This is a genomic window from Herbaspirillum sp. YR522 (genome assembly GCF_000282575.1).
In the GTDB taxonomy this organism is placed as follows: domain Bacteria; phylum Pseudomonadota; class Gammaproteobacteria; order Burkholderiales; family Burkholderiaceae_D; genus Herbaspirillum.
In genome coordinates, this window is record NZ_AKJA01000058.1 from 1 (window position 1) to 11,755 (window position 11,755).

Consider the following 11,755-nt stretch of genomic DNA (forward strand, 5'->3'; position numbering starts at 1 on the left):
CAGGCCCTGCCGCGACTTGCCTCGTCTTTAAATTATGCTTTCCGATCAAGTACTTGAGTGACTTCTCAAGTGGTTCTGCACAGGCTTGCCACCAGAAAATGTGGATATCTTCCGGCGCCTTGCGCGGCGTTTCCTCGTCGCTTGCCCGGCATTGTCGCGCAAATGGAAAAACGATATAAATCAATTGCTTGGGTGGGTTTTCAAAGGCTTTTCCACAGGCTTGCCACCAGAAAATGTGGATATCGTCCCGTCATGCGCAAGACGGCGCCGCAGCGCATGCGCCCACCCGCCGGGCCCAAGCCTGCATCGTTTTGGAAATGTCCTTCTGGTTCAACGACTTGGGGCGGTTACCCAGTGGCTATGCACAGGCTTGCCCCCGGAAACTGTGCATAAGCCACAGCTGCGACCACCTCGTGCCTTAGCCGTTGTCGGGCGCCGTGTACGGTTGCACGTCGACCGCGGTCATGCTGTAGCCGGCAGCGCCCATGGCGGTATCGGCATGCTCGATCCGGAGCACGCCGCTGATCCAGACTGCATCCATGGTGCGCAGGTTCTTGACGGCCTTGGCGCTGCGCACGTGGATGATCTGGTTGGCCGGCGGTGGCGGCACGTGGATGCAGGCGCCGAAGTAGGGCACCAACAGGAATTGCTTGAGCGCCTCGCCTTCGCGGTCGAGCGACACGATGAAGCCGGGGATGCGGATCGCGCTGCCTTCGATGCTCTTGTCGACCGGCGCATCGCGCCAGTATTTCTTGGCTTTCCACAGGGCAGCGGCGGCACGCGGGTCGTTGTCATCGAGCTGGTCCAGCTGCAGGTCCTTGAATGGCGCCATGGCGTCCCAGTCCTTGGGGATCAGGCTTTCCCAGGCCACTTCGCGAAAACCGTCGACCATCTTGCCCGAGGGCTTGTAGGGCTGGTCCATGACGCTGGGGCTCTGCTTGAGGTGGTCGCCCACCTGGTATTGCGCCACACCGTTGACGGTGCTGCCGCCGTCGGCGCGGGCCGTCACGGCCGGCACCGATGCGGCCGGTGCGCTGGCGCCGGGCGCGCTTAGGGGCAGCGGCGCGGCCGGGCTTGCGGCACGATCGTCGGCGTGGCCGATCAGGCGTACGCCGGTCCCGACCAGCAAGCCGGCGGCGACGATGCCGCCGATCCAATAGAGAAATTTCATGATGGGTTCAGATTCTAGGAGTAAGGCCGTCGGACAGGCTCATGCGATAGGCGCGCAGCCCCGGCAGCAGGCTGGCCAGCAAGCCTGCTGCCACGGTGGCGGCCAGCAGCTGCAGTTCGCCCGGCGTCGGCCAGGCCGCCTGCAGCACGATGCCAAAGTGCGCCGCCAGGGTCGGGCCCAGCACCACCAGCAGGCCGCTCAGCATCAGTACCCCGGCCAGCACCCCGGCCAGCATGACGCCCAATCCTTCGATGCACAGCAGGATGAAGATGTCGCGCGGGCGTGCGCCCACCGAGCGCAGCACCGCCAGTTCGCGCCGGCGCTCGCCCAGGCTGGCCAGGATGGCGGCCACCAGGCCTGCCAGGCCGACGACCACCACCATGGCCGACACCAGCAGCAAGGCGTTCTCGCCGATACCGACGATGTCCCATAGCTGGTCCAGTGCCACGCCGGGCAGCACCGCCATGAGCGGCTCGTTGAAACCGGCGCCATCGGCGATGTCGCGCTGTACCCGGAATACCGCGGCGCGGCTCTTGAGACCGACCAGCACGGCCGTGATCGACGTCGGCGTGAGGTCGAACTTCTTGACCAGGCCTGGGGCGATATGCAATCCCGGCAGCGGTGCGCCGCCTTCCCAGTCGAGATGGATGGCCTGCATCGCATCGAGGCCGATGTGCACCGTGCGGTCGACCGGGGTGCCGGTAGGCGCCAGGATGCCGGTCACCACGAAGGGCTTGTCGGCATGCTCGGCCAGGCGGGGGGCGCCGAGGCCGGCCATGCCGTGCGACAGCACGATGTGGTCGCCCAGCCGGTAGTGCAGGCGTTGCGCCACGTCGGCGCCCAGCACGGTGTCGAAGACATCGGCAAGGACCCGCCCTTGTGCCAGCCGCAAGGCGTGGCCGTCGCCGTAATGGAAGTGCCTGAAGTAGTCGCCGTTGGTGGCCAGCACCGGAAAGCCCCGGTGCGAGTCGCCCAGTGACAGCGGGATGGTCCACGCCACGGCCGGGTTCCGCGCCAGCGTCCGGGCGCTGTCCCACCCCATGTTGTTGGTGGCGCCGCCGATGCGAAAGATGGCATACAGCATCAACTGGATCGGGCTGGTGCGCGCGCCCACCACCAGGTCGGTGCCCGATACCGATTGCGCGAAGCCGGCGCGCAACTCGTGGCGCACCCGCTCGATGCCCAGCAGCATGGTGCTCGACAAGGCGATGACCAGCAGCATCAGGCCCAGCGTGAAGCGGCGGTTCCAGGCGCTGCGCGTGGCCAGCTTGAGCAACAGCTTCATGCCGGTTCCTGCATGCGCTCGGCGCGGTTGACCTGCTCGAGCGCGATGCGGGTATCGAAGCGCTGCGCCAGGCGCAGGTCATGGCTGACGAACACCAGCGCCGAGGCGCTCTGGCGGCACTGGTGCTGCAGCAGATCGAGAAAGCCCTGCTGGCGCTGGGCATCGAGCGCCGAGGTCGGCTCGTCGGCGACGATGATATCGGGACGGCCGATCAAGGCGCGCGCGGCCGCTACCCGCTGCTGCTGGCCGATCGACAGGCTGGCCACGTCGCGCGTCCACAGCGATGGCGCCAGGTCGAGGCCATCGAGCAGCGAGCGTGCGGCCTGTGGCAGGCCGTCGGCCCGCTCCAGGGCGCGGTTGCGGCGGGTGCTGGAGAAGCGGCACGGCAGCAGCACGTTGTCGATCACCGACAGATAGGGCAACAGGTTGAACTGCTGGAAGATGAAGCCCAGGTGGTCGACCCGAAAGCGGTCGCGCCGGCCGGGGGCCAGCGACTGCAGCGGTTGGCCCAGGATGCTGACGGTGCCGCGCTGGGGCGTGACGATGCCGCCGATGATGGCCAGCAGCGTGCTCTTGCCGCTGCCGCTGGGGCCGCTGATGAATACCTGCTGGCCGGCCTCGATGCGCAGTTCATCCAACAGCAGGGCCGGCACCGGCTGGCGCGGCCAGGTAAAGGACAGGTCGTAAAGGCCGATGGCCGGTGCCGCCTTCATGGTTGCGGCTTATTGCAGCGGGATGACGCCATTGCCCGGTGCCAGCTGCAATGCGCCCTGTTTCTTGGGCGTGGCCAGTTGCACGTCGATGCGTTGCAAGCCCGGGAACGCGCCCAGCAACTGGCTCGCGTCCACCACGCTCAGCGCGCCGGGACTGGCACAGACCAGCGTGAAGTCGCCATCGAGATCGGCATGCCCGTCGCGCGGCACAGCCTCGCCGGTGGCCGGGGCATTTTCACCGAGCTGTGCCGGCGTGAGCACCGGCGAACTCAACTGGATCTCGGCACTCTTGCAGCCGGCGGCGGCATCGGTGGCGAACATGCGGGTGACATCGCGCAACGTGCGCGCCATCAGCGCCACGGCGTCCTTGTCGGCAGTGCTCGAGGGCACGTGCTCGAACCCGACCAGGTTGGCCAGGGGCGAATCGAGCTGCAAGGTGAGCGTATTGCCTTCAAGCGCCACATCGAGCCGGGCTACGCCATGGACATGGGCCGGGTGATTGCCGGTACGCGGGTCTTGTGCCTGCGCCTGGACCGGCGCGCCGGCAGCCACGGCAAGCAGCAGGCCGGTCATGGCCAGGGCAGGTGAGCGGGCGGTGAACTTGCTGAGTTTGCGCAACATGGTCGGCTTTCGATTGCGAATTGACGGACAAGGTCAGCATTGTGACGCTTTCCGTATAAAAAAATCTGTCCTGTTACATTCTGCAACAGCGTTGCATTATAATTCGGCTTCCTTTAATTTTTGCAACTCGGTTGCGACTAGGCGCTGGCCTGGTCGCGCTGCAGCTGTCATCACTTTATCCGGGTTGCCTGTGTTGTCGTGGCTTAATTATCACTTGTTCAAGCATGGCGTGCTCGCCAGTGCCTGGTGGCAGCGGGTGCTGCTGGTGTTGCCTGTGTGCGTCCTGTTGTGGCTGGGCGTGGCCTGGGCACTGGGAGGGCAGGCATGAGCGCGGCCATCACGCTGGAGAACCTGACCGTGAGCTATCGCCGGCATCCGGCGCTGCACCACGTCAGCGGTACCTTCGCGCGCGGTTCGCTCACGGCCGTGGTGGGCCCCAACGGCGCCGGCAAGAGTACCCTGCTCAAGAGCATGCTGGGATTGATCCGTTGCAGCGATGGCCGGGTGGTGACCCATGTCGACCAGGGCCGCATCGCCTACCTGCCGCAGCAGGCCGAGATCGACCGCAGTTTTCCGCTATCGGTGCTCGATTGCGTGTTGCTCGGTTATTGGGCCGGGCAGGGTAACTGGGGGCGCATCAGCGCACCGATGATCGAGCGTGCCCGGCGCTCGCTGCAGGCCGTGGGGCTGGAAGGCTTCGCCGCGCGCACCGTCGCCAGCCTGTCGGTGGGGCAGTTCCAGCGCGTGCTGTTTGCCCGCATCCTGCTGCAGGACGCCGAGGTGATCCTGCTCGACGAACCCTTCAACGCCATCGACGCCCGCACCACCAGCGACCTGCTGCACATCATCGCCGCCTGGCATGCCCAGGCCCGTACCGTCATCGCCGTGTTGCACGACCACGAGCAGGTGCGCCGGACCTTTCCGCAGACGCTGCTGCTGGCGCGCAATGTGGTGGCCTGGGGCGATACCGCCGAGGTCCTGTGCGAGGACAACCTGCTGCGCGCGCGTGCCATGGCCGAAGCGGTCGACGATGGCGCCGGGGTATGCCAGGTCGATGCCGAACAGGTGCTGGCGCTGACACGCCGAGCGCAGGCTCACCCGCACGGCCAGCACCGCCATGGTGGCCTGCCATGATGCTGTGGAACGCGTTTGTCCAGTTTGCCGTCTCCCCGTTCCTGGAGTTCTCGTTCATGCGCCGGGCGCTGGTGGCGGCCCTTGCGCTGGCGCTGGGCAGCGCGCCGCTGGGCGTGCTGCTGACCTTGCGTCGCATGAGCCTGTTCGGCGAGGCGCTCAGCCATGCCGTGCTGCCGGGGGTGGCGGTGGGATTCATCTTCTTCGGCCTGTCCTTGCCGGCCCTGAGCGTGGGCGGCTTTGCCGCCGGCGTGCTGGTGGTGGCGCTGGCCGGATGGATCAGTCGGCATACCGAACTCAAGGAAGACGCCAGCATGGCCGCCATCTATGTGGTGGCCCTGGCGCTGGGCGTGATCCTGATTTCGCGCCACGGCACCCAGCTCGACCTGTTGCATATCCTGTTCGGCAACGTACTGGGTGTCGATAGCCAGGGCCTGCTGCTGATGGCCGGCGTAGCCAGCGTGAGCGTGCTGGCCATCGCCGCGCTGTATCGCGGCTTGCTGCTGGAAAGCTTCGATCCGGCCTTCATGGCCGTAGGGCGTGGCGCGCGTCTGGGCGGCGCCTGGTACCAGCAGGCCTTCCTGATGCTGGTGGTGCTGAACCTGGTGGCATCGTTCCAGACCCTGGGCACGCTCATGGCGGTGGGACTGATGATGTTGCCGGCGGTGTCGGCCCGGTTGTGGCACGACACCTTGCCGGCACAGTTGTGCAACAGCGTGCTGCAGGCCGCCGTCGCCGGCTATGCCGGCCTGCTGCTGTCCTATTACGCCTCGGTGCCGTCGGGCCCGGTGATCATCGTCTGTGCCGGCGTGTTCTATGCGCTGTCGCTGCTGCTTGCGCCGCGCGGCTGGCTGCCGCGCCTGCTGCGCCGAGCGCACCTGCAGGGTTGATTTTTTCTTCTTGGAGTCCTTATGAACATCCTTCGTCGCTTCGCCGCCGCCATGCTGGCGCTTTCCCTGGCCGGTGCGGCATTGCCGTGCCTGGCCGCCGACCCCATTGCGGTGGTGGCCAGCTTCAGCATCCTGGGCGATATCGTGGCCAAGGTCGGCGGCGAGCGCATCGCCGTCACCACCCTGGTCGGTCCCGACCAGGACGCCCACGTGTTCCAGCCTGCGCCGGCCGATATCAAGGCCGTGGCGCGAGCGCGGCTGCTGGTGGTCAACGGCCTCGGTTTCGAAGGCTGGATCGAGCGCCTGGCCCAGTCGGCCGGTTATCGCGGCAGCATCGTGACGGCCTCGGCCGGCATCAAGGCGCGTGCCAGGGCCGACGATCACGATGATCACGATCACGACCATCATCACGGTGGTCACGATCCGCATGCCTGGCAGGACCCGCAGAACGTGGTGGTGTATGTCGACAATATCGCCCGTGCGCTGGCCGCGCTCGATCCGGCCGGCGCCGAGGTCTACGGTCGCAATGCCAAGGCCTATGTGGCACGGATCGAAGAACTGGACCGTTGGGCGCTGCAGCAGTTCGCGCAGGTACCGCAGGCCAAGCGCCGCGTGATCACGTCGCACGATGCCTTCGAGTATTTCGGGGCCCACTACAAGGTACGTTTCCTGGCGGCGCAGGGCGTGTCGACCGACAGCGAACCCAGTGCGCGGGAAGTGGCGGCCCTGATCCGCCAGATTCGCAGCGAAAGGATCCGCGCATTGTTCTTCGAGAACATGAGCAACCCGCGGCTGTTGGAGCAGATCGCCCGCGAGGCCGGCGTCACCCCGGGCGGCAAGCTGTATGCCGACGCCTTGTCCGGGCGCGGCGGCCCGGCGCCCGACTACCTGAGCCTGATGCGCTACAACATCACGCAGTTGCTGGAGAAGATCCGGCTCAACTGAGGCCGGGCAAATCGCGTATGCTTGTCGCCTCGTTCTAACAAGGAGAAGACAAGCATGAGCATCGTTACCGTGGTGGCCATCATTACCGCCAAGCCGGGCAAGCGCGACCAACTGCTGGCGCTGGCCCGCGCCAACCTGGCCGCCGTGCGCGCCGAGGAAGGCTGCATCGAATACGGCCTGACGGTCGATGTCGACGGTTTCGGCCCATCCCAGGCGCCGCTGGGCCAGGACAGCTTCGCCTTCGTCGAGAAATGGGCCAGCGAGGAGGCCCTGCGCCTGCATTTCACGCTACCGCACATGACCGACTACCGCGACAAGTCGAAGGACCTGATCGCCGAGCGCGCCGTCCACATCCTGCGTTCGGCCGACTGATCCGGCCAATCCAGCCTTGGCCCGGGCGGCGCTGCGTCAGTGTTCGCCCGGGAAGTCCGCCGCATGGGTGCGCTGCGCATCGTAGGCGGAGGCTTGACCCATCTGCGTCAACCAGGTGATGAAGGTCTTCAGCGCCGGGTTCGATTCGGCGCTGCTGCGATACATCATGTGAAATCCCTCCCCGTGCAACACAACTTCCGGAAACAGCTGCACCAGGCGGCCGTGTGCCAGGTCGTCGTCGACCAGCGCCAGCGTACCCATGGCCACGCCCTGGTCGGTGGCCGCTGCCTGCAGGCTGAGGAAGAAATGCTCGTAGACCGTGCCGGGCATCTTCTTGCGTACAGCCACGCCGGCCTTGCCCAGCCACTGTGACCACGCCGCAGAGCGGCTCGAGAGGTGGATCAGCGGCACCTCGACCAGGTCGCGCGGGACCTTGACCGGGTGCTGCTCGAGAAAATGCGGCGAGGCCAGCGGCACCGAGACGTCATCCAGGAAGCGTACGCATTCGTAGCCGCTGCGCACCAGCGGGCTGCGCCACAGGATGACATCGAACGGGTCTTTGACGTCCTCGAAGTATTCGGACATGGTAGTGGTCACCCGCACCTCGATACGCGGATTGTCGATCTGGAACTGCGACAGCCGCGGGATAAGCCAGCGCATGGCCACCGACGGCGCGGCGATCATGCGTACCACCCGGCTTTGCCCGGCCATCGACAACTGCTCGGCTGCCAGCGCGATGCGGTCCAGGCTGGCCTTGACCTCGGCATAGAACAGCAGGGCTGCCTCTGTTGGCTCCACACCACGCGACTGGCGTAAAAACAACGGCTGGCCGAAGTGTTCTTCCAATAACTTGATCTGTTGGCTCACTGCACTGTGGGTGATGAACAATTCGTGCGCAGCCTGCGTCAGGCTGCGGGTTCGCACGGCAGCCTCGAATACCCGCAAGGCCTTGAGAGGTGGCAGGGAAGACGACATGATGTAAGAAAAACTTATAGTGGTGTCGGAAAATGTTGCTTTGCAAAAGCCGGGGGCGACCTTATTCTTCAATCACCGAAACGTTTAACAGAGAGCGAAGATCATGAACACCGTTAGTGTACTTGTCAAAGATGCCGGTTTTTCTAACAATTTGCGCAGCCTGGTCGAGCTCGGCCGCTTTGCCATCCAGAGCATCATCAATGCCCACGCCTTGAAGCCGGTCGAGTTTGTTGCTGATACGCAAGAAGCTGCCCTGTTTGCGGACGTGGCCAGCCACGACGAGCTGGAACAGCGCCTTTACCAGCGCGAACGTGCCCATCTGTACGCATTGATGGTGCTGGGCGCGAAGGTCTGAACGATCGGTGTAGGTAGCGATCCCGCGATGTCATCGGGATGTTGGACGCTAGCAGGAGTATCCGGCCATGTGCCGTGTCGCCGGCTCCGGATTGCGGAGCCGCCAGGCCAGCCGGAAGCCACGAGGTAGTAGGTAACACCAGTCAATTCCCCGCTATTGCGGGGATTTGTCGTTTACGGCGTCGGCCGTCCCGACGGTCAGGCACCAGCAGCGGGTTTTGCCAGCAGGTGCATGGCGCCGAACAGCTGCTGCATGCCACCGTGCTCGATGAAGCTCAGGTTGTACGGATGTTCGGCCACCGCCTTCGGGAAACGCTGCGCCAGCGGCAGGCTGTGCAGTTGTTCGGCGATCTTGCCCCACAGGATCAGGGTCGGCGCAGCGGCGTTGCGCTGCGTGGCGTGCTCAGCCAGGGCCTGCAATATCGTCTCGAAGAACGGTTTCCAGGCACGGGCGTCCTTGACGGGCGCCACGTGGGCGCGAAACACCAGGCTGGCATTGAGCAGCAGGAAGCCCTGGGTGTCCAGGTTGTGCTGCAACTGCGCCAAGGTCTGGATGGTGCCGTCGGCGTCGGCCATCGCGCGTGCCGCCACGCCTGCCAGCGCATCGCCGGCGGTGTTGCCGGGCTGCAGCGCGCCATCGGCCACCAGCAGCATCTTCATGAAGTTGCGCAGCGACGTGGCGCGATTGACCTGCTTGGACAAGCCTTTGTCCGACCATAGCGAACCGACCGCGCCATCCATGAAGCACACCCCGGTGGCGCTGGCCGCGCGCGGGTAGGGGCCTTCACCGACCAACACATAGCGCACCCGGTCCATCGGTTGCTTGAACGCGGCAAACAGGCGGCCCTCGGTGGGCAGGTAGTGGTCCTGTGCCAGCAGCGGCAGGTAGCCGGGATCGGCTTGCGCGATGGCCTCGAGGCCGTCACGCAGGGCGACGTGCCAGGAAGCGTCGGCACCCTGGAGCAGGGTGAGGAAATGAGCGGGGAGGGATGTGGTCATGGCTTGCCGTCTTCTGAAGTGGCGGCATTATAGCCAGGGTTTGGCCGGATGCAGGGCCTGCCTGCGGTGGCCGGCGCTCAGGCCACCGCTGAATCGCTACCGGCAGCCCCGAACAGCTGCTGTTTGAGCAACTGCAACTGGTCGCGGGCGGCCGCGGCCTTCTCGAACTCCAGGTTCTTGGCGTGATCCTGCATCTGCTTCTCGAGGCGCTTGATCTCCTTGCTGATCTGCTTTTCGCTCATGGCTTCATAGTTCTTCTGTTCCTGCGCCACCATCAGTTCGGCACGCGCTTCGGACGGGTTGAAGACGCCATCGATCAGTTCCCGGATTTCCTTCTTGATGCCGGTGGGGGTGATGCCGTTGGCCTCGTTGAAGGCCACCTGCTTGGTGCGGCGGCGCTCGGTCTCGCCGATGGCCTTTTGCATCGAGTCGGTGACCCGGTCGCCATACAGGATGGCCATGCCGTTGAGGTTACGCGCGGCGCGGCCGATGGTCTGGATCAGGCTGCGTTCGGAACGCAGGAAGCCCTCCTTGTCGGCATCCAGGATCGCCACCAGCGATACCTCGGGGATGTCCAGTCCCTCGCGCAGCAGGTTGATGCCGACCAGCACATCGAAGGTGCCCAGGCGCAGGTCGCGGATGATCTCTACCCGTTCGACGGTGTCGATATCGCTGTGCAGATAGCGTACCTTGATGCCGTTGTCGGACAGGAACTCGGTCAGTTGCTCGGCCATGCGCTTGGTCAGCGTGGTCACCAGCACCCGTTCGTCCTTGGCCACGCGGTCGGTGATCTCCTGCATCAGGTCGTCGACCTGGGTGGTGGCCGGGCGCACCGAGATGACCGGGTCGACCAGCCCGGTGGGGCGCACCACCTGTTCCACCACCTGGTCGGCATGCGAATTCTCGAACTCGGCCGGGGTGGCCGAGACGAACACGGTCTGGCGCATCTTGCCCTGGAATTCGTCGAACTTGAGCGGCCGGTTGTCCAGCGCCGACGGCAAGCGAAAGCCGTAGTCGACCAGGTTCACCTTGCGCGCGCGGTCGCCGTTGTACATGCCGTTCAACTGGCCGATCAGCACGTGCGACTCGTCCAGGAACATCAAGGCGTCCGGCGGCAGGTAATCGACCAGCGTCGGCGGCGGGTCGCCCGGCTTGCTGCCCGACAGGTGGCGCGAATAGTTCTCGATGCCCTTGGTGAAGCCGATCTCGGTCATCATCTCGAGATCGAAGCGGGTGCGCTGCTCGAGCCGCTGCTCTTCGATGAGCTTGTTCTCCTTGCGGAAGAACTCGAGCCGGTCGCGCAGCTCCTCCTTGATGGTCTCGATGGCGCGCAGTACGGTGGCGCGTGGCGTCACGTAGTGCGAGCCAGGATAGATGGTGAAGCGCGGGATCTTCTGGCGCACCCGTCCGGTGAGCGGATCGAACAGCTGCAGGCTGTCGATTTCGTCGTCGAAGGTCTCGATGCGCACCGCCAGTTCGGCGTGCTCGGCGGGGAACACATCGATGGTGTCGCCTCGCACCCGGAACGTACCGCGCCCGAAATCGGTTTCGTTGCGCTTGTATTGCATCTGGATCAGGCGCGCGATGACGTCGCGCTGCGACAGCCGGTCCTTGGCGCGCAGGGTCAGGATCATCTGGTGGTATTCGTTGGGATTACCGATACCGTAGATGGCCGAGACGGTCGCCACGATCACCACGTCGCGCCGTTCCATGAGCGACTTGGTGCATGACAGCCGCATCTGCTCGATGTGCTCGTTGATCGACGAGTCCTTCTCGATGAACAGGTCGCGTTGCGGGACGTAGGCTTCGGGCTGGTAGTAATCGTAATAACTGACGAAGTATTCCACCGCGTTGTGCGGGAAGAACTCACGGAACTCGCTGTAGAGCTGCGCGGCCAGCGTCTTGTTGGGGGCGAAGACGATGGCCGGTCGCCCCAGGCGGGCGATGGTGTTGGCCATGGTGTAGGTCTTGCCCGAGCCGGTCACCCCCAGCAGCGTCTGGAAGAACAGGCCATCCCTGACGCCCTCGACCAGCTTGTCGATGGCCGCCGGCTGGTCGCCCGCCGGTGCAAACACCTGGTACAGCTTGAAGGGTGAATCGGGAAACGTGACGAACTTGCTATCGTCGAGTTCGGGAGTAATGGGAGTCAGTTCGGCCATGGTGATCGGTTACCTGCGGTGATTGAATTGCCTCGATTCGGTGCGCACATGCCCATCATTGGACATTGCAGGATGGAAACGCGGATATGCCTTCGATGTTCTGGCAATCTAAATGTTGCCGACTATTGTTTCTTCAAGCG

14 protein-coding genes are annotated in these 11,755 nt (G+C 64.9%); 6 read left to right on the plus strand and 8 right to left on the minus strand.

Annotated features, from left to right (window positions below; translation table 11 throughout):
- The 5 genes from PMI40_RS24375 to PMI40_RS09530 form a co-directional block, all read right to left on the minus strand.
- Positions 1-184 (minus strand): hypothetical protein (locus PMI40_RS24375; RefSeq protein ID WP_238540925.1); only part of this gene is annotated, 184 nt, incomplete at its 3' end.
- A 234-nt stretch (positions 185-418) separates the two neighbouring features.
- Positions 419-1,171, minus strand: a complete 753-nt coding sequence (locus PMI40_RS09515) for a DUF3299 domain-containing protein (RefSeq protein ID WP_008114571.1) — start codon at positions 1,169-1,171, stop codon at positions 419-421.
- Positions 1,172-1,178: 7 nt separating this feature from the next.
- A complete protein-coding gene (locus PMI40_RS09520; RefSeq protein WP_008114573.1) occupies positions 1,179-2,456 on the minus strand; it encodes an ABC transporter permease in 1,278 nt (425 codons plus the stop codon).
- Positions 2,453-3,169: an ABC transporter ATP-binding protein gene (locus PMI40_RS09525; RefSeq protein WP_008114575.1), complete on the minus strand. Its 717-nt coding sequence runs from the start codon at positions 3,167-3,169 to the stop codon at positions 2,453-2,455. The genes PMI40_RS09520 and PMI40_RS09525 overlap by 4 nt, the downstream gene beginning before the upstream one ends.
- A 9-nt stretch (positions 3,170-3,178) precedes the next feature.
- Positions 3,179-3,790 (minus strand): DUF2796 domain-containing protein, encoded by a 612-nt coding sequence (locus tag PMI40_RS09530; RefSeq protein WP_008114576.1) that lies wholly within the window; start codon positions 3,788-3,790, stop codon positions 3,179-3,181.
- A gap of 190 nt (positions 3,791-3,980) precedes the next feature.
- On the opposite strand from PMI40_RS09530, the gene PMI40_RS24175 reads away from it, so the two are divergent.
- Genes PMI40_RS24175 through PMI40_RS09550 form a run of 5 tightly spaced genes read left to right on the plus strand, consistent with a single transcriptional unit; the run spans position 3,981 to position 7,128 of the window.
- The gene (locus PMI40_RS24175) at positions 3,981-4,118 is read left to right on the plus strand and encodes a hypothetical protein (protein WP_162130379.1); all 138 of its coding nucleotides are present in this window, start codon (positions 3,981-3,983) and stop codon (positions 4,116-4,118) included.
- A complete protein-coding gene (locus PMI40_RS09535; RefSeq protein ID WP_008114578.1) occupies positions 4,115-4,924 on the plus strand; it encodes a metal ABC transporter ATP-binding protein in 810 nt (269 codons plus the stop codon). Before PMI40_RS24175 ends, PMI40_RS09535 begins: the two co-directional genes overlap by 4 nt.
- Complete coding sequence (locus PMI40_RS09540; protein WP_008114580.1) at positions 4,921-5,811, plus strand: metal ABC transporter permease; 891 nt, start codon at positions 4,921-4,923, stop codon at positions 5,809-5,811. The genes PMI40_RS09535 and PMI40_RS09540 overlap by 4 nt, the downstream gene beginning before the upstream one ends.
- A 21-nt stretch (positions 5,812-5,832) precedes the next feature.
- Positions 5,833-6,756 (plus strand): metal ABC transporter substrate-binding protein, encoded by a 924-nt coding sequence (locus PMI40_RS09545; protein ID WP_008114582.1) that lies wholly within the window; start codon positions 5,833-5,835, stop codon positions 6,754-6,756.
- A 54-nt stretch (positions 6,757-6,810) separates the two neighbouring features.
- Positions 6,811-7,128, plus strand: coding sequence for a putative quinol monooxygenase (locus tag PMI40_RS09550; RefSeq protein WP_008114583.1), 318 nt, complete (start codon positions 6,811-6,813; stop codon positions 7,126-7,128).
- A 36-nt stretch (positions 7,129-7,164) separates the two neighbouring features.
- On the opposite strand, the gene PMI40_RS09555 is transcribed toward PMI40_RS09550, so the two are convergent.
- Positions 7,165-8,103, minus strand: a complete 939-nt coding sequence (locus tag PMI40_RS09555; RefSeq protein ID WP_008114585.1) for a LysR substrate-binding domain-containing protein — start codon at positions 8,101-8,103, stop codon at positions 7,165-7,167.
- Between the two features lie 103 nt (positions 8,104-8,206).
- Here PMI40_RS09555 and PMI40_RS09560 point away from each other — a divergent pair, with 103 nt between their 5' ends.
- Entirely contained in the window at positions 8,207-8,458 is a 252-nt protein-coding gene (locus PMI40_RS09560) for a hypothetical protein (protein ID WP_008114587.1), read from the plus strand.
- A 197-nt stretch (positions 8,459-8,655) separates the two neighbouring features.
- Here the strand turns inward: PMI40_RS09560 and PMI40_RS09565 are convergent, their stop codons facing one another.
- Both PMI40_RS09565 and uvrB read right to left on the minus strand, forming a co-directional pair.
- Positions 8,656-9,456, minus strand: coding sequence for a hypothetical protein (locus PMI40_RS09565; RefSeq protein ID WP_008114589.1), 801 nt, complete (start codon positions 9,454-9,456; stop codon positions 8,656-8,658).
- A gap of 77 nt (positions 9,457-9,533) precedes the next feature.
- Entirely contained in the window at positions 9,534-11,615 is a 2,082-nt protein-coding gene (gene uvrB / locus PMI40_RS09570; protein WP_008114591.1) for an excinuclease ABC subunit UvrB, read from the minus strand.
- Between the last annotated feature and the right edge of the window lie 140 nt (positions 11,616-11,755).